This is a genomic window from Kitasatospora purpeofusca (genome assembly GCF_000718025.1).
Taxonomy (GTDB): Bacteria; Actinomycetota; Actinomycetes; order Streptomycetales; family Streptomycetaceae; genus Kitasatospora; species Kitasatospora purpeofusca.
In genome coordinates, this window is sequence record NZ_JODS01000041.1 from 74,227 (window position 1) to 91,338 (window position 17,112).

The following is a 17,112-nucleotide window of genomic DNA, read 5'->3' on the forward strand; positions in this document are numbered from 1 at the left end:
GTGACCGGCTTGCCAGGTCGGCCCCCGGAACTCCGCCCGGCGGACGGTGCGGCGGGGGTGCGGCGGGGTGGCCCCGGCGGGGAGACTGGGGCTGTGCAGATCCGAATCGAAGCTGTCGACCTTCCCGGCCGCTCCTGCCCCGGTGGGCCGGGCGCTCCCGATCTTCTCGACGTGCATGTGGCCGTCCAACGGCGTGAGCGGCCCGGGGAGTTGTTGGACCTCCATCCCGGTGATGCGGCTTCGGCCGTGTGGACGCTGGAGTGCACGGCGAGTCCGCTGGGGGAGGGGATCGACGTCAAGGGGCCCTATGTCCAGGGGCGGCCCGGGCAGCGCTTCGTCTATCTGGTGTGGGGGAACGTCGAAGCGGACGGGGGGTTCACCATGTTCCGGCGGGCGAAGCTGATGTTCGACGGGGTGGACGGGCGGGTCCTGGCCGAGGCGGTGGCTGCCGGGCGGTTGGTCGGGCGGCTCGGGCTGACGGATGTCAAGGGGCTGCCGTTGTGTGCGGCGGTCCGTCCGCCCATGGTGGCCTGGTCGGCGGAGAGTGCGACCGAGGTGGGCGAAGGGCGGGTCTGACCGTCACGGCGGGGGCGGGGGTCTTACAGGGTTCATATACCGGGGTGGGGTATGGTGACCGCCATGTGCCGCCCGGACGCCGAAGCCTCCCCCCACGGGCCCACCGCCCGTACCGGGGCGGCCGGGCGTCCGTACCGGAACCACCGACGGTGGACGGGGGCGGCCGTCGTGGTGCTCCTGCTGACGGCCCTCGGACTGATCGGCCACCACACCTTGCCGGCGGGCACGATGCCGACCTCGCACGCCCCTGCCGTCATGGCCCACGGCGCGGCGGCACACGCCACCTCTGCAGGGGCCACCACGGCGCCCGTCGTGACCGACCCCGTCCGGGTCTGCGCCGAGCACCGGGTCTGCTCCTCGACCGTGCCCGCGCGCGGTGCGGCCCTCGCCGCCCCTCCCGCGGCCGCGCTCGCCGTACCCGGACACCCCGACCCGGCGCCGCGACCGGCGGTCGCCCACCCCGGCCTGCCCTGGCCGGGCGCACCACCCCCCGACCTCGACGTACTCTCCGTCGCGCGCAAATAGGCGCCCCCCGGCGGCCGGGAGGCGGAACTCCCGCCCCCCGCCGCCGAGCGGACCCGTCCACCGGCACGGGCGACCACCGTGCCACCACGCGCACACACCCGAGAGACCTCGATGCCCCAGTTCACCGTCAACCGTCGTTCCGTCCTGCTCGCGGGCCTCGGCGCCGCCGGCGCCGGGCTGCTGGCCGCCTGTTCGGACAGTCCCGCGTCGCCGCCGCTCGTCGACCCCTCCGGCAGCCCCGTCGCCCGGGCGGAGGCCGCCCGGGGCGGCACCGGCCGCGAGCGTCCCGTGACAATCACCGCGACGGCCGACACCGTCGACCTGGGCGGCGGGACCACCGCCCGGACCTGGACCTTCGGCGCCCTGCCGGGCACCCCGGTCCGCACCACGGCCGGGGACACCCTGGTCGCCACGCTCAACAACCACCTGCCCGACCCGACCTCCCTCCACTGGCACGGCCTGGCGCTGCGCAACGACATGGACGGCGTGCCCCCGGTCACCATGCGGCCGGTCGCGCCGGGCGGCAGCTTCACCTACCGCTTCGTCACCGACCGGCCGGGCACCTACTGGTTCCATCCGCACGTCGGGGTCCAGCTCGACCGGGGCCTGTACGCGCCGCTGATCGTCGAGGACCCGAAGGAGCCGCTCGGGTACGACGAGGAGTGGGTGGTCGTGCTGGACGACTGGCTGGACGGTGTCACCGGCTCGCCCGACCAGGCCTTCGCCGAGCTCCGCAAGGGGATGGGCGGCGGTGGCTCCGGCAGCCACGACATGGGCGGCCACGACATGGGCGGTCACAGCATGCCGGGCAGCGGCAGCGGCAGCGGCAAGGGCAACAGCAACGGCGGCGGCGCCGGGCCGTTCATGCTCATGGGCGCCACCAGCGCGCTGCTCGGCGGCGACGCCGGGGACGTCCGGTACCCGCACCACCTGGTGAACGGCCGGATCGCCGACGACCCCGAGGTGTACCGGTCGGCCCCGGGCCGGCGGGTGCGGCTGCGGATCGTCAACGCGGGCGCCGACACCGCCTACCGCCTCGCGCTCGGCGGCCACCGGCTGACCGTGACCCACACCGACGGCTACCCGGTCCGCCACGAGGAGGTGGACGCCCTGCTGGTCGGGATGGGCGAGCGCTACGACGTGCTGGTCACCCTCCAGGACGGCGTCTTCCCGCTGACCGCGCTCGCCGAGGGGAAGGACGCCGCCGGCCGGGCCCTGGTCCGCACCGGCGCGGGCGAGGCGCCGGCCGCCGCGTTCCGCCCCGCCGAGCTCGACGGCCGGATCCTCGCCGCCACCGATCTGCGGGCGGCGGAGGAGGCCGGACTGCCGAAGCGGACGCCCGACCGCACCCATCGGATCGAACTGACGGGCGGGATGGCCGAGTACGACTGGGCGCTGAACGGGCGCCCCTTCGACATGGCCGACCCGTCCGCGCGCCCGTTCCTCGTCGGCGGCGGCGAGCGGGTGCGGCTGGAGTTCGTGAACCGCACCGACATGTGGCACCCCATGCACCTGCACGGCCACACCTTCCAGGTGGGCGACGACGGCCCGCGCAAGGACACCGTGATCGTGCTGCCCGGGCGGACGGTGGTCTGCGAGTTCGAGGCGGACAACCCGGGCCAGTGGATGACGCACTGCCACAACGCCTACCACGGCGAGGCCGGGATGATGGGGCTGCTCGCCTACCGCGCCTGACCGGGGACGGGGGACCCCGAACCCCGGGGGTGGCGGGCGATCCGCCCGCCGCCCCCGGGTCCGGGCCCCGTCCGGGTCAGTCCTCGCGCACCACGATCGTGCACAGGCGCTTGGTGGCCCGGGTGAGCGCGACATACAGGTCACGGTCGCCGCCGGGGCGGGCCGAGGCGATCGCGTCGGGATCGAGCACGACGGCCGTGTCGAACTCCAGACCGCGCGCCTCGGAGGCCGGGACCAGCCGGGCGTACTGGTCCGCGCCCGCCGCCGTCAGCGCGTCCACCGAGCCGTCCGGGCAGACCACGCCGATGAGTTCGCCGGGGTGGGCGGCCGACTGCTCGCGCAGTTCGGCGAGCAGGGTGTCCAGCAGCCCGGCGGGCGAGGCGTCGCGGCTGCGGGGCTCCTCGCCGTGCCGGATCGAGCCGATCGGGGCCTGGTCCGGCGCGATCCGGGCCAGCAGCTCGCGCGTGGTGGCGAGGATCTCCTCGGTGGTCCGGTAGCTGACGGTCAGGGTGCGCAGCTCGAAGCGGCCCCCGAGGTGCGGGTCCAGCGCCTCGTGCCAGCCGCTCGCGGTGGTGGCCGGACCGGCCTGGGCGAAGTCACCGACCAGGGTCATCGACCGGGCCGGGCACCGGCGCAGGACCGTCCGCCACTGGAGCGCGGTGAGCTCCTGCGCCTCGTCCACCACCACATGGCCGAAGGTCCGCGCCGGCGGGCCGTCCAGCAGCGCGGCCGCCTCGTCCAGCAGTGGCAGGTCCGCGTCGGTCCACGGCGCGCCCGGGGTCCGCAGCAGGATCCGGTGCTCCTCGTCGGTGAACCCCGGCAGGCGCGCGGCCAGCGTCCCGAGGTCCCCGAGCAGGGCGTCCACCACCGCGCCGGGCGTGAGGTGCGGCCACAGCTCCTCGACCGTGCGCTCCACCAGGTCGTCGTCGAGCAGGGCGGCCCGCATCGCGTCCGGGTCGAACTCCGCCCCGCCGGCGGCCGGATCGGCCTCGATGCCCAGGTTGCGCAGGTCCGCCGCCGTGGCCCGGTCGAGGTCGAGGCCGGTCAGCTCGGCCACCTCGGCGTCGATCCGCTCCATTGTCTCGGCGGACTCGCGGGCCAGCTCCCTGGTCACCGCGTCGACCAGCATCTCCTTGAACAGCCCGCGGGCCCGGTGGTGCGGGAGACCGCCCATCAGTGCGGCGTCACGAGTCAGGGCGACCTCCGCCTCGCCCAGACGGACGTCGTCCTGTCCGACCCGCACGGCGAACTCCCCGCCGGGCGCCTGCCGTTCGCGCACCGTGGCCGCGAGCGCCCCGACGAGCGCGCCGTCGCCCTTGAGCCTGGCCGCCTCCGGCCGTTCGGCGGTGATGCCGGGCCCGGCCCCGCCCGGCGCGCCCTCCCGGTCGGGCCCGTTCGCCGCGTCCGTCCCGTTCCCCCAGCCCGGTGCGGCCAGTTCGGCGCAGGTCGCGAGAACGGCCTCGCTCTCGCCGAGCGAGGGCAGCACATGCGAAATGTAGTCCAGGAAGCGGGCGTTGGGCCCCAGCACCAGCACGCCCCGCTCGGCGGCCTTCGGGAAGGCGTAGAGCACATAGGCGGCGCGGTGCAGCGCGACCACCGTCTTCCCGGTGCCGGGACCGCCCTGGACCACGGTGACGCCGCGGTGCTGGGAGCGGACGATCGCGTCCTGCTCGGTCTGGAGGGTGGCCACCGCGGTGCCCATCCGGCCGGTGCGGCGGGCCTGGAGCGCGGCCGCGAGCGGGCCGTCGCCGACCACGTCCTCCGCGGTGGGCTCGGAGCCGTCGAGCAGCTCGTCGCTCACCCCGACCACGGTGCGCTCCGTCAGCCGCAGGTGACGGCGCCGGCGCAGGCCCATCGGGTGCACGGGTGTCGCCTCGTAGAACGCGCGGGCGGCGTCGGCCCGCCAGTCGACCAGGGCGGGCAGCTCGTCCTCGTCGCGCTGGAGGCTCAGCCGGCCGATCCGCAGCGCGGTGCCGTCCGTCAGGTCGATCCGGCCGAACACCAGGCCGCCCTCGGCTCCTTCGAGGCGTCGCACCTCCCGGGCGAGCTGTTCGGCGGCCAGGTCCCTCTCGTACGCCTCGGTGGTGCCGTTCGCCTGTTCGGCGAGTGTCCCGACGAGCCGGGCCCGGGTGTCGGCGAGCCGCTCGTCGAACAGCGCGACGACGGCGGCCACCTCCGCCCGCTCCAGCTCAACCTGGTGTACCACGTTGTCCTCGACCTGCGGCAAGGCAGCGCTCCTCTCGGGTTCGGCCTGTCACTATGCGAGGACGCGCGAGGAATGTAAATGTTGACGTTCCGGCCCGAATTGTGTCCACGGGCCGCCGGCGGGCCCGCCGGTCCGACGCCGCGTCACCTCTGCCCGGGCTCCCCGGGCCTGCCGCCGGGTGCCGGTGCGGGCACCGGTGCGGGCGCCCGCACCTGCACCGGCACCGTAGACAGAACCCCGGCCGGACATCGGGCGGGCGACGGGCCGAGGACCGGCACCGGCGCCCGTCCCGACGTCCGGTCGGGGGCGTTCGCGGGAGGCCGCGGCTCAGGACTCCTTGACCACCACGGTCTTCGCCGCCTTGTCGTGCAGGGCCTGCTGGAGCGGCTTGTCCCACAGCGGGAACAGGACGTTGACGAGCGCGAAGAGGGAGCCGATGCAGTAGACCGCGTTGGGCAGGGTGTACACGGCCGCGCGGATCAGCAGCGAGTTCTCGGCGGGCTTCCCGCCGTGCCCGAGGTCCACGACCCGCAGCTTCATGACCTTCTTGCCGACGGTCTGGCCGCCCTGGGTGAGCAGCATCGCGGCCTCGTAGCCGAACGAGAGCAGGGCCGCGACGACGTAGTAGAGGATCGAGGCGCCGAGCACGACGAAGACCAGCAGGGTCGGGATGATGAGCACGGCGACGTCGATCAGCCGGGCGACCAGCCGCTCCCCGATCGGCGCGAGCTGACGGGACCCGGGCACCGGGGCGCCGCCGTACCCGCCGTGCTGGCCGAGCCAGTGCGGCAGACCGGCCTGCGGCTGCTGGCCGTAGGGCTGCTGCGGGGGAACGCCGTAGCCGTGCTGCCCGGGCTGCCCGTACGGGGCCTCCTGCTTGTACGCCTGCTGGTCGTACGGTGCCTGCTGGCCGTAGGGCGGCTGCTGGCCGGCCGGGGGCTGCTGTCCGTAGGGGTTCTGCTGTCCGTAGGGATTGGACCCGTCGTACGGGTTCTCGTTCTGGCCGTACCCGGTGGGGCCGTTGGTGCTCATCCTGGCTGGTTCCCTGCCTCGGAAGTGGTGGTACGGCTGTTCTACCGATCATCCGACGGGCGCGGGAAGACGGACGGGCAAGTCGTTACCGATCAGGGGCGAGCTTGTCGCCGAGCCGGGCACCGAGGAGTCCTGTTATGTTCGGATTGCCGGAATCAGCCTGCGCCGTCCGATCGGACGGCTCGACCAGGGAGGCCGGAATGACCGGTGCACCCGAACCCATCAGCGACGCCGGCCGTGCCGTGCTGGAGCGGGACCTGGCCGACTTGCGCACGGAGCGCGACGCCGTCGCCGCCACACTGCGGGGCGGCGAGGAGGTCGGCGACCGGGCCGACCAGGCCGACGAACTGCAACGGGCCGACATTCTCGACCGGTTGGACGACCGGATCACCGTGATCGAGGGTCGACTGCGCGAGGCGGCGGTCGCGGGCGCGCCGAGCACCGACACGGTCGGTGTCGGCAGCACGGTGACCCTGCGCTTCGCGGACGCCGCCGAGTTGACCGTCCGGATCGGCGAACTGGCGGAGGAGCTGGACCCGGAGCTGGTGACCGACGACAGTCCGCTCGGGCAGGTCCTGCTCGGCCGCCGGGTCGGCGACACCGTCGAGTACGACGCTCCGGGCGGTCGGACGACTGCCGAGGTGCTGTCGATCGGCGGCGACGCCGGAGCGTGACGACGGCTCCTCGCCGAGCACAGCCGGTCGCACGGCCGGCCCGGTGGGCGTGCAGGCGGCGTGCGCCCCGGGGCGTGCCGCGCGCGCCGGGCGGGGGACGTCCGCCAGGGCGCCCTGGTGTGCGCCCTGCCGCGCCGCTGTACGGGGCCGGGAGCACGTGCTGACATGGACGCGTCAAGCTCGTCGGTGGTCCCGCACGAGGGGGTGCGCGGCCCGCAGCCGACGGGCGAGAGGGAGGAAGCGCCCATGTCCCTTCGCACCCTGGCCGCCGGCACCGCCGCCGCGGCACTGCTCGGCACAGCCCTCGTCGGCACGGTCGGCACCGCCGGCACCGCCTTCGCCACCGGGTGGGACACCCCGCCGCCGGACAAGATCGTCATCTCCGTCGCGACCGTGAACGGCTCCGGCTGCCCGGCCGGGACGGCCGCGGTCGCCGTGTCCCCGGACAACACCGCCTTCACCGTCACCTACAGCAACTACGTGGCCCAGGTCGGCCTCGGCTCCAAGCCGACGGACTTCCGCAAGAACTGTCAGCTCAACCTGAACGTGCATGTCCCGCAGGGCTTCACGTACGCCGTCGCCGCCGCCGACTACCGGGGCTTCGCCCACCTGGAGAAGGGCGCGACCGCCGTCCAGCGCGCCAACTACTACTTCCAGGGCTCGCCGCAGACCACCTACTCCAGCCACAGCTTCACCGGCGCGCTCGACGACAGCTGGCAGGCGACCGACACCGTCGCGGTCGAGGCCCTGGTCTGGGCGCCGTGCGGCGAACTGCGCAACTTCAACATCAACACCGAGCTCCGGGTGGCCGCCGGCAGCTCGGACCCGACCAAAACCACCAGCTTCATGACGATGGACTCCACCGACGGCAGCATCAACACGGTCTACCACTTCGCGTGGAAGCGCTGCCCGCAGGGCTGACCCGGCAGTCGCCGCCGCCCCGGCCGGGCACTCCGGCCGGGGCGGCGGCCGTCCCGCTGCCCCGGCCGGGCCGGCGGCGCGCCTCAGGCCGGTTCGGGTGCGCCGCGGCGCGTGCCGGTGGCAGGTTCGGTGCTCGGGTCCGCGGTCGGGCCGGTGACCGGTTCGGTGCTCGGCTCCTCGGGCGGGCCGGTGACCGGTTCGGCGGCCGGGCCCGGGGGAGCGGCGGCGACGCTGCGCGCGGTGAGCGCGTGCAACCGGTGTTCGGAGGCACTGCCGGGCTCGGCGGTCCACACCACGATGTGCTGGTCCGGCGCCGTGGCACTGGTCAGGGTGTCCCAGTCCAGGGTGAGGTCACCGACCAGCGGGTGCCGGAACCGCTTGTTCCCGGAGGCGTGGACGGCGACCTCGCGGGCCTGCCACCAGCGCTGGAACTCGACGTGGTCGGCCATCCGCGCGAGCAGTCGGTGCAGGCGCGGGTCGTCCGGCCGGCGGGCCGTGTGCATCCGCAGATGGGCCACGCAGGCGCGGGCGCCGTCCGCCCAGTCGCGGTAACGGGACCGCAGTACGGGGTCGTTGAAGAGCAGCCAGACGTAGTTGCGGTCCCGGACGGGGTGGCGGCCGAAGTCGGTGAGCAGCGCGGCGGCCGGCGGGTTCCAGGCGAGCACGTCCATGGTGCGGGTGACGACGACGGCCGGTCCGGTGGCGAGCTGGGCGAGCAGCCGGCGGTTGTGCTCGGTGACCTCCGCCGTGGCGCGGGCCGGGGGTTCGGCCGGCGGCCGTCCGGCCAGGCCGAGCAGATAGGACCGCTGGTCGGGGGAGAGGCGCAGGGCCCGGGCGAGGGCCTCCAGCACGGGGGTGGAGGCGGGCATCCGGCCCTGCTCGATGCGGGTGTAGTAGTCGGTGCTGATCGAGGCCAGCCGCGCGACCTCCGCGCGGCGCAGCCCCGCGACGCGCCTCGGCGTGCCGTCGGACGGCAGCCCGACCTGCTGGGGGGTCAGCTCGGCCCGGCGGGTGCAGAGGAACGCGCCGAGTTCCTTCGGGCGGCCGCCTGAGGTGCTCATGCCCCCAGTGTGGCAGCGGCGGCCGGTGGTGGGGGCGGGATCGGCAGCCAGAAGCGTGCCCGCGCACCGGCTGCTGCGGCAAGTCCGCTGGGAGGGAGAGTTTTCTCCCCCGGTGGAATCCGCGCGTGACGGAAGTGTCCCCTTTTCGGCGGCCGTGCGGCGTGCGAGCGTCGTGCCGCGACCGGCGGCGGGTGTGGACGGCGGCGGCGCGAACGGCGGATTTCCCTCGGCACGCCCCCTGGAGCACATGATCATGGAGTTCGCCCAGCCCTCGGCCACCGGCCGGGCCCCGGCCGACTGGTTCACCGGCGAGGTGTGGTGGGACACGGTCCACCCCGACGGGGCGCCGTCGCGGAAACGCGCCAACCTGGTCCGCTTCGCACCCGGGGCCCGCACCCACTGGCACTCCCACGCGCTGGGCCAGAGCCTGCACGTGGTCTCCGGGACCGCCCTGATCGGCACCCGTGACGGCGCGGTCTTCGCGGCCCGCCCGGGCGAGCTGGTGGTCTGCCCGCCGGGGGAGGAGCACTGGCACGGCGCGGCGCCGGACGGCTCGATGGAACACCTGGCCACCTGGGAGGGAACCGAGGACGGCAGCCCCGAGACGACCTGGCTGGAGCCGGTCACCGAGGAGCAGTACGCCTTCGCCCGCGGCACCAGCGCCTGAGCCCGGCGGGTCCGTCCGTGGCGCCCCGCTCAGCCCGCGAGCTGGCCCGGCCGGCCCGGGACCCAGAGCGGCACCGGGGCGGTGGGCACCATGTGCCGGGCGGCGTGCTCGTCGAGCACGGCCAGCGCCCGGTCCCGGTCGCCGTCGCTGAGCTCGGCCAGCGTCGCGGCCGCCGAGCGGGCGCAGGCCAGGACCAGCGCGAGCATGTCCTGGCGCCGGCGGTGCTCGCGGACATAGGCCCGGGCGCGTTCGAGGATGCAGGCGCCGAGCGTCTCCCGCTCGGCCGCCGCGACCGGATCGGCACCGGCCATCGCCGTCTTCACCCCGTACCAGACCAGGACGAGCGCGTCCGGCTCGGCCGGGTGCGACACCTCGGTGAGCTCCGCCCACTCCCGGGCCCCGGCCGACTCCCGCCCCAGCCGCTCCAGCGCCGCCGGACCGTCCCCGTCCTCGCGCCGGAGCACCAGCTCGGCGGCCCGCAGCACCACCGCCTGCAGCACCGTCTCGGCCGGCACCCGCAGGCCCGGAGCGGCCGGGTCGGCGAACGCCAGCCAGGCGTCCGCGAACGAGGCGGCCCGCATCTGCCCCAGCCACGGCGGCGCGCCCTCCACGAGCCCCAGCCGCTCCTCCACGGCCAGCCGGACCAGACCCACGGCCACCAGATCCGCAGCCCCCGCGTCGGGCCCGAGCCCGAACAGTCCGTTCCGCATGGAACACCCCCTGTCCAACGGTCATCACCTTGTGTGCGCACATCCCACCACATTGAGACGGAAACGAACTTGGTCGCGCCTGGGATGAGACGCACGCCACGCCACCCGCAGCCCGGCGACGGCAGTTCGGATCACCCCTTTGACCTGCGGTTTTCTTCTACCGGGTGGAGGCTGTCGGGTGCCGGACCGCCCCGAGAACATTGACGCGGACCTGCGGAGCGGGTTTCAGTGGCCTCCGGCGGGTCCGCGCCCGCCGGGCAGACCCCCGCCCGGTCCGTGGGGTGCGCCGGGCATGTCCTGGTAGTGGACGACGCAGCGTCCGAGGGCCTCCCGGTACCGCGCCGGCTGCTCGCGCAGCGCGGCCGCCGAGTGCGGGGCACGGCGCTCCAGGGCGGGCCGGCCGGTGAACCGGATCTCGGCGGGGAGGACGACCGGGCCGGTGACGGCATCGTGGAAGGCGTTCCCGTTCCTGACGCGGAACGAGGGGAACCCGAGCTCCCGCTGCAAGGTCGCGTGCAGCTCCCGGTCGTCGCGGACGGCGCCGACGTCGATCACCACCCGCCGGTCCGGGGCCGGGGCGGGCAGCGGTACGGCGGGGCAGCGGTTCGGCGGGTCAGTGGTTCGGTCAGCCGCCGCCCATGCCGCCCTGGGCGGCGATCATGGTCAGGTTCAGCCCGGACACCGCGCGGGCCAGGCCGGGCGCGGTGGTGGCGAGGCGGTCGGTGAGGGCGTCGACGCGATCGGCGTGCGCCTTCCGGTCGTGGCGGGAGAGCACCAGGCGCAGGTGCCCGTGGGCGGCCAGGGCGGCGAGCACCGCGTCCGGGAACGGCGCCTCGGCGGGCGGGGTGCTGCCGCGGACCAGCTCCGCCACCCGCAGCTGGAGGTCCAGGGCCTCGCGCGGGTCGTCCATCGCCACCGGCCGATGCGGCACGACCCGGCCGTGGGGGTCGCGGTCCGCGACGGTCACCACGCCGAGCACCGCGAGCCGCTGCTCGACGGTCTCCAGGGTGTCCTCGCGGTCGCGCCGGATCCAGGCCTTCCAGCTGCGTGACGCGCCGCCCGCCTCGGCGAGCAGGGCGTCCAGCACACCGTCCCCGGTGGGGTCGGCGGCGACGACCCGGACGTGCCCGGACCCGTCCTCGTCGACGGCGCCCCGGTGGGCGAGTTCGGCGAGGGCGGCGGCACGGACCAGGAAACCGGCCCGGGTGCGGTCCTGCAAGGACTGTGCCCGGGTGTCGAAGGCCAGCAGATAGCCGGAGAGATGCAGGGCTCGGCTCATGCCTCCGACGATACGGGCGCCGGCCGCCGCGATCCGTCACCCCACGGTCGGAGCCGCCCTCCGTCGACAGGACTACCCGAAACCGCTCGGACGCCGGCTGCGGGTGGCCGATTCCGGCGCGGTGAATATCGGGCAAGTGCGGGGAATTACCGCGTTCCCGGGAACGGGCGGCCGAATACCCGCCGAATACCCGTGTGCATCAGGACAACTGTCGACGAGGTATCGGAATCCGGGAGTCCCAAGGGCGTTCGCGCGTTGGAATGGCAGCAGCGGACCCTTTCACCCGAGCCTACCCCGGTAGCCGAAGGCAGAGAAAGAGATGCCATGGATGATTTCGACAGCGAAACCTCCAAACGCAACCCAGTCTTCTGTGCTCTCGTCAATGCCACCCTCGATCTGGACCGCGAAGACCTCGGGCACCCCGCCCACCCCGGTCTGTGGGAGCGGCTGGTCGGCGACCGCAGGCCGGTCGACCAGCGCGGACTCCACTGCCCGGACTGCCGGGATGCCCGCGGTGCCCGGGCCTGGATGTACGTCTTCGAGCGGCAGGGACTGCGGATCGCCGCGCACCACAATCCGCACCGCAGCCCGTCCGGCGGGAGCGAAGTGCGCGAGGCCTACCGGGAGCGGTACGTGCGGGCGGCCGAGAGCGCCGGTCACACCGCCGAGGTGGGGGTGGTCGACGCGGACGGCAGGCGGCGCACCGATGTGCTCGTCACCGGCGCGGACGGACAACGGTACGGGTTCGAACCACAGTTGTCGTACCTTCCCGCCAAGACCGCCCGCAGCCGTGATGCCGCCGCCCGGGCCGACGGCATCACGGCGGTCTGGCACACGGTGGACCCGCGGTCGCCGTTGATCGACGAGGTCCACTGGACCAGGACGGACGACCTGCCCGCGGCGGCCGTGCGCGCGGAGCGCGACCTGCTGGTCCGGGGCGGCGTGCGGGCCCTCACCCTGGAACTCTGCGACCGCATGCCGACGCCGTGCCCCACGCGCCGCCTGGGCAGTTGCGGGCGCCGTCACGCGCGGTGGGGGCCCCGGCCCCGGCAGTTCGACGACCTCGTCCGCGACATCGCCGCCGGGAGCTGCGTCCCGCTGACCGTGCGGGCGGGCCGGGGCGTGCACCGCTTCTGGTCCTCGGCCGAGGACCGCGAGGCCTTTCTCGACAGCGGTGGCACGCTCGCGCCCGCCGACGAGGCGGACGCGAGCGCCGCCGGTGCCGCCGGTGCCGCCGACCGGGCGGCGGCGCCGCACCGCTCCGCCGCGTCCGGTCCGCGCCCCCACTCCCGCCGGGACAGCCGCTGCGTCGTCGACCGGAGGGACCGGACGGAGTGGGCCGAGCGGCGGCACCGGAGGTTCGCGGCGCTGCCGGCCCGCGACAGCGGCGAGGCGATCTGGGTCCCGGAGCCGGCGGCGGCCCCCACGCGGATCCTGCGCCCGGAGATCGCCCCGGTCCGGCGCGGGGTCTGCTCGGCCGGCCATGGTCCGGCCTGCGGCCACCGCGCCCGGCTCTACCCCGGGGGGTGGTTCTGCGAGGGGCACCGCCCCGGCGCGGCCCGCACCTGAACCGGCCCGGCCCGCGCCTCCGGGGCGTTTCCTCGAACCCCTGCCTCCGAGGCGTTCTCGAACCCGCGCCTGCGGGGCGACGCCCTGGCCGACTGCCTTGCGGGGGGTGCCGACGGTCCGCGTAGAGTCGACCGAGGCACACCTCACCCACGTCGGCCGCGCTGTTTCTTCACCGCGCCGCTCCGGGCGGCCCCGGCCGCCGGTCCTGTCGGTGCGGGGTGTGCCGGTCGAGTGCATCGGGACCGGGCGGGAACAGGGAGCAAGATGGTGAGGGGCAGGCAGGAGGCGAGGCGTCCGCACGGGGAGCTGGTCGCGGACGTCCTGGCGGTGCTGTGGGCGTCGGCGGAGCCGATGACCGCCCAGGAGGTCAAGGGCGCGCTGCGGCAGGACCTCGCCCGGACGACGGTGGCGACGATCCTCGCCCGCCTGCACGAGAAGGGGACGCTCGACCGGACCCGCCCGGGGCGTTCCTTCGCCTACGCGCCGGTGGCGGACGCCGCCGGTCTGGCCGCGGGCCGGATGCGCCGGGAACTGGAGAAGGAACCGCAGCGGGATCTCGTCCTGAAGCGGTTCGTGTCCTCGCTGTCCGCGGACGACGAGGACGTGCTGCGGAGCCTTCTGATCGCGGCCGGGAGCGAACCGCTCCCCGGTGCCGAGGACCCGACGGGGGCGGAGGAGGGATGACGGCGGTCCTGGTGGTCGTCGCCCTGGCCGTCCTGCTTCCCTGGGGTGCGGTGCCCGCGGCGTCCCGGCTCGCGCGGCTGCTCGCGCCGCGCGAGGCCGCCCTGGCCCTCGCGGGCGCGGCGGTCCTGCTGGCGGGCGGCACCGTCGCGGTGCTGGTCGCCCTCCTCCATGTGCCGTTCCTGGCCGGCCTCGAACAGCTGCCGCTCACCGGGGTGACCACGCACTGGCCGGCGGTGCTGCCGGTCGCGGGCGTCGCCGGGGCCGTGCTCGTCGTGCAGGCCGTCCGGCTGGTGCGGGCCGCGCGCCGCCACCGCGCCGTGCTGTCGTGGGCGTGGCGGCTGACCGAGGGGGCGACGGCGGAGGGCGATGTGCTCATCGTGCCGGGAGCGGAGGCGGAGGCGTTCGCCCTGCCGCGCCACCGGGGGCGGGCCGGCCGGGTGGTCGTGACGGAGGGCATGCTCGAATCCCTGGGGGAGTCGGAGTGCGCGGTGCTGCTCGCGCACGAGCGGGCCCACCTCCGTGGGCGCCACCATCTGTTCTCGGCGGCCGCCGACCTCGCCGCCGCCGTCCATCCTGCCCTCGCGCGGCTGCGGACCGGCCTGGAGTTCCATCTGGAGCGGTGGGCCGACGAGGCGGCCGCCCGCTCGGTGTCCGACCGGAGGCTGGCCGCGACCGCGATCGCCCGTGCCGCCCTGGCCGGTGCGGCCGGACCCGGGGGGCGCGCTGCCCGGCCCCTCGCGGTGAACAGCGGGCCGGTGCCGCGGCGGGTCCAGGCCCTGCTGGCGCCGGCGCCCGCCGGACCGGAGGGACGGGGTTCGCGGTTAGCCGCCGCCGGGCTCGTCGCCGCGGTGGTGGCCTCGGCCGCGCTGGCAGTGGGGCTGGCGTACGGCCTGCACGAGTACGTCGAGTACGCGGCGGAGGCGCTCACCGGCCGGTGACCGGTGTGACGACATCGATGTAGACCAATCCTCGGAAGCGCGGATATGGTGAGCCTCGGCTTACCGTCCCGGTCGCGGGACGTCGCACGCTCTCGACGATGGGGACACGGTTTGTACGACGGACGGAAGGGATCCTCGAGTCCGTTCGAGCAGACCGTCTACCTCCTCGCGGAGGCCGGCCGCGCCGTCGACCGCCTGCTCGCCGAACGGCTGGAGCACCGCGGGCTGACCCCGGCCCACCAGGCGCTGCTGTCGACACTGGCCACCCTGGGACCGCACGGCCGACAGGACCTCGTGGAACGGCTCGCGCTGCCCGGGGCGGATACGCACCGGGCACTCGACGACCTGCTCTCCCGCGGCCTGCTGCAGTCGATGGTGGTCCACATCGGGGGGCGCCAGGAACTGCTGGCGATCACCGACTCGGGCCGGGCCACGCTGGACCTGCTCCACACCGACGCCTCCGCCGCGCAGGACGGCCTGCTGGCCGCGCTGACGAGGGGCCAGCGCGTCGAGCTCAACTCGCTGCTCCGACGCGTGTGCGCCGCCGCCGCCCGAGGGGCCGGCGGGCTGGGCGAGGCCGCGGGTGACGGAAGCCGGACGCCGGCGGCCGGCACCCGGTCCGCCTGAGCGGTCCGGGCATTCGAATGCCCTGGTCAAGGCCATGACGGCCGGTTCGCGTCCGACCGGTTCCAGGGGCCTCCCCGGGGCGTAACGGGTTGATTCCAGTAGAACAATCGGACCGTAAAAAGTGAGGGAAGGCTTACCTTTCTAAGGTTAGCCTTCCCTCATGAACAGCCTGATGCTGGCCGCGGACACGGCCGGATACACCATGCCCCAGACCTGGCGGATCCTCACCAAGGCCGGTTACTTCATCGGCCTGAGCGGTGCCATCGGCGCCACCGTCGGCTACGCCGCCGCGGTGCGCCCCGCGCTCGGGAACGCCGAGCGCAACGGAGCCGGCCCCGACGCCGCGGTGCTGAGATCCAGATCGGCGGCCTACGTCGCCTGGGCGGGCGTGGTGCTGCTGATCGCCGGCTACTTCCAGCTCGCCGCCCGCGTCGCCCGCTCCGGCAAGGGGATGCCCTTCGGCGACGCCCTGGCCCCCGACCGGATCTGGCACTTCCTCCGCGCCCCCGCCGCCAAGGGCGCCTGGATCGCCCAGGGCACCGTCTACCTCGTGCAGAACATCGTCCTCCTCGCTGCCGCGGCCGTGATGATCGCCCTGTTCGTCCCGGCCGTCCGCCGGCACACCGACCGCGTCGTGCTCGCCGCGCTGCCGGCGGCGCTCGCCGTCACCCTGGTCGCCGCCGTCCCCCCGATCGCGCCGACCACCTTCGACCGCTGGCTCGACCTCGTCCTCGACCAGGTCCACATCGTCTCCGGCACGGTCTGGCTCGGCGGACTGGCACTGCTGGTCGCCCTGGCCGGTACCCGCCGCAGCCTCGGCGACGGCGCCGGGCTGCTCTGGGCCCAGCTGTGGCAGCGCTTCGGCCTCGTCGCGATGGTCTGCGTCGGTGCGATCACCGTCTCCGGCCTGTGGCTGAGCTGGAAGCACGTCGGCAGCGTCCCGCAGCTGTGGACCACCGGATACGGCATCGCGCTGATGGTCAAGGTGCTGCTCGTGGCCGGGCTGGTGACCGCCGGCGCCTTCAACCAGTTCTGGCTGATGCCCCGGATCACCCGGGCCCGCCTCGCCGACGACACCGCCACGCTGCGCGACCTGACCCTCGGGCACTTCCCCAAGGTCGTGTGGGGCGAGGTCGCGCTGGGCCTCGCCGTCCTGCTGGTACTGCCCTTCATCGCCGGCTCGGCCCGCACCGAGGCCGGCAGCCCCAAGGCGGTCTTCTCCGGCAGCATCCTCGCCGCCGGTGCCGCGCTGGTGGTCGCCCTCGCGGTCTCCCTGTACGCGACGGCCAAGGTCTCCGACCTCCTCGCCCGCCGTCCGCTCCCGGCCGCAGCGGTCTGACGGTCCGACCGCGTTCGGCGGGACCGACGCCCCCGGCCCGGCCACCTCACGGAGGTGGCCGGGCCGGGGGTTTCGTGCTTTCGGGGGTGCAGGGTTGCGCCGCAAGGGTCGGTGGGTCGCAGTGGGGAAGCCGCCCGGGTCGCCGGGGCGTCCTTCCACCGGGCCGAGGGGGCCCGGGCCGGCCTCGGCGAACCCCGGTGCCAGCCGTGCCCGTTCGCGCCCGTGCCGGCTCGTGAAAGCTCGTCCGCCGATCCTTTCCCGTCGGGGTCGGGGAACGCGGACGCCCCGTCCGGGGGGTTCCGGGCGGGGCGTTGCGTGGTGTCGTGGGTGCGCCGGGTGGCGCGGGCCGGTGGTGTCAGGCGGTGGGACGGGCCTCGGTGGTGCCGGTGGTGCCGGAGGCCCCGGTGGGCCTGGGCGCGGTGGGCTTGGCGGGGCCGCCGCCGAGGACGCCGAAGAAGAACGCCAGGGTCGGTGCGAGGTAGGCGAGCCAGACGACGATCTGGAACACGGTGGGGTCGGGCTGGAAGTTGAGGACGCCCTTGAGGAGGGTGCCGTACCAGCTGTCCTTGGGGATGGTGCTGGAGATGTCGAAGGCGAGGTTGTGCAGGC

General features: G+C 74.9%; 17 protein-coding genes and 1 pseudogene. 11 read left to right on the forward strand and 7 right to left on the reverse strand.

Features of this window, described 5'->3' with window-relative positions; all coding sequences use genetic code 11:
• The 3 genes from IF01_RS51465 to IF01_RS0136790 all read left to right on the forward strand — a co-directional run bounded on the left by IF01_RS51465 (position 1) and on the right by IF01_RS0136790 (position 2,796).
• The gene (locus tag IF01_RS51465; RefSeq protein WP_445972089.1) at positions 1–576 is read left to right on the forward strand and encodes a DUF5990 family protein; all 576 of its coding nucleotides are present in this window, start codon (positions 1–3) and stop codon (positions 574–576) included.
• 63 nt (positions 577–639) lie between these two features.
• Complete coding sequence (locus tag IF01_RS0136785) at positions 640–1,101, forward strand: hypothetical protein (RefSeq protein WP_030397983.1); 462 nt, start codon at positions 640–642, stop codon at positions 1,099–1,101.
• 111 nt (positions 1,102–1,212) lie between these two features.
• The gene (locus IF01_RS0136790; protein WP_030397984.1) at positions 1,213–2,796 is read left to right on the forward strand and encodes a multicopper oxidase family protein; all 1,584 of its coding nucleotides are present in this window, start codon (positions 1,213–1,215) and stop codon (positions 2,794–2,796) included.
• Positions 2,797–2,872: 76 nt separating this feature from the next.
• Here the strand turns inward: IF01_RS0136790 and IF01_RS0136795 are convergent, their stop codons facing one another.
• Entirely contained in the window at positions 2,873–5,023 is a 2,151-nt protein-coding gene (locus IF01_RS0136795; RefSeq protein WP_094745733.1) for a HelD family protein, read from the reverse strand.
• 306 nt (positions 5,024–5,329) lie between these two features.
• Entirely contained in the window at positions 5,330–6,034 is a 705-nt protein-coding gene (locus tag IF01_RS0136800; protein WP_051740279.1) for an RDD family protein, read from the reverse strand.
• A gap of 200 nt (positions 6,035–6,234) precedes the next feature.
• Between IF01_RS0136800 and IF01_RS0136805 the strand changes: the two genes are divergently transcribed.
• Entirely contained in the window at positions 6,235–6,708 is a 474-nt protein-coding gene (locus tag IF01_RS0136805; RefSeq protein WP_030397987.1) for a GreA/GreB family elongation factor, read from the forward strand.
• 246 nt (positions 6,709–6,954) lie between these two features.
• Positions 6,955–7,629 (forward strand): DUF4360 domain-containing protein, encoded by a 675-nt coding sequence (locus IF01_RS0136810; RefSeq protein ID WP_030397988.1) that lies wholly within the window; start codon positions 6,955–6,957, stop codon positions 7,627–7,629.
• 83 nt (positions 7,630–7,712) lie between these two features.
• Here IF01_RS0136810 and IF01_RS0136815 read toward each other — a convergent pair whose 3' ends face one another.
• The gene (locus tag IF01_RS0136815; protein WP_078880640.1) at positions 7,713–8,690 is read right to left on the reverse strand and encodes a helix-turn-helix domain-containing protein; all 978 of its coding nucleotides are present in this window, start codon (positions 8,688–8,690) and stop codon (positions 7,713–7,715) included.
• A gap of 253 nt (positions 8,691–8,943) precedes the next feature.
• On the opposite strand from IF01_RS0136815, the gene IF01_RS0136820 reads away from it, so the two are divergent.
• Positions 8,944–9,357, forward strand: a complete 414-nt coding sequence (locus IF01_RS0136820) for a (R)-mandelonitrile lyase (protein ID WP_030397990.1) — start codon at positions 8,944–8,946, stop codon at positions 9,355–9,357.
• Positions 9,358–9,386: 29 nt separating this feature from the next.
• Here the strand turns inward: IF01_RS0136820 and IF01_RS48720 are convergent, their stop codons facing one another.
• The 3 genes from IF01_RS48720 to IF01_RS0136835 all read right to left on the reverse strand — a co-directional run bounded on the left by IF01_RS48720 (position 9,387) and on the right by IF01_RS0136835 (position 11,346).
• Positions 9,387–10,067: a hypothetical protein gene (locus IF01_RS48720; RefSeq protein ID WP_030397991.1), complete on the reverse strand. Its 681-nt coding sequence runs from the start codon at positions 10,065–10,067 to the stop codon at positions 9,387–9,389.
• Positions 10,068–10,292: 225 nt separating this feature from the next.
• Positions 10,293–10,625 carry a barstar family protein gene (locus IF01_RS44635; RefSeq protein ID WP_051756915.1) on the reverse strand — a complete coding sequence of 111 codons (333 nt, stop codon included), beginning with the start codon at positions 10,623–10,625 and terminating at the stop codon, positions 10,293–10,295.
• A gap of 67 nt (positions 10,626–10,692) precedes the next feature.
• Entirely contained in the window at positions 10,693–11,346 is a 654-nt protein-coding gene (locus tag IF01_RS0136835; protein ID WP_030397993.1) for a GOLPH3/VPS74 family protein, read from the reverse strand.
• Positions 11,347–11,670: 324 nt separating this feature from the next.
• On the opposite strand from IF01_RS0136835, the gene IF01_RS0136845 reads away from it, so the two are divergent.
• The 5 genes from IF01_RS0136845 (at position 11,671) to IF01_RS44640 (ending at position 16,503) form a co-directional block, all read left to right on the forward strand.
• Positions 11,671–12,915 carry a hypothetical protein gene (locus IF01_RS0136845; RefSeq protein ID WP_157855456.1) on the forward strand — a complete coding sequence of 415 codons (1,245 nt, stop codon included), beginning with the start codon at positions 11,671–11,673 and terminating at the stop codon, positions 12,913–12,915.
• 264 nt (positions 12,916–13,179) lie between these two features.
• Complete coding sequence (locus tag IF01_RS0136850) at positions 13,180–13,599, forward strand: BlaI/MecI/CopY family transcriptional regulator (RefSeq protein WP_037782566.1); 420 nt, start codon at positions 13,180–13,182, stop codon at positions 13,597–13,599.
• Positions 13,596–14,537, forward strand: a complete 942-nt coding sequence (locus tag IF01_RS0136855; RefSeq protein ID WP_030397997.1) for a M48 family metalloprotease — start codon at positions 13,596–13,598, stop codon at positions 14,535–14,537. The genes IF01_RS0136850 and IF01_RS0136855 overlap by 4 nt, the downstream gene beginning before the upstream one ends.
• 111 nt (positions 14,538–14,648) lie before the next feature.
• Positions 14,649–15,164: a MarR family winged helix-turn-helix transcriptional regulator gene (locus tag IF01_RS0136860; RefSeq protein ID WP_030397998.1), complete on the forward strand. Its 516-nt coding sequence runs from the start codon at positions 14,649–14,651 to the stop codon at positions 15,162–15,164.
• A gap of 160 nt (positions 15,165–15,324) precedes the next feature.
• On the forward strand, positions 15,325–16,503 hold the full coding sequence (locus IF01_RS44640; RefSeq protein WP_030397999.1) for a CopD family protein: 1,179 nt from the start codon (positions 15,325–15,327) through the stop codon (positions 16,501–16,503).
• Positions 16,504–16,858: 355 nt separating this feature from the next.
• On the opposite strand, the pseudogene IF01_RS0136870 reads toward IF01_RS44640, so the two are convergent.
• Positions 16,859–17,112, reverse strand: a pseudogene (locus tag IF01_RS0136870) (iron transporter); the annotation flags it as partial.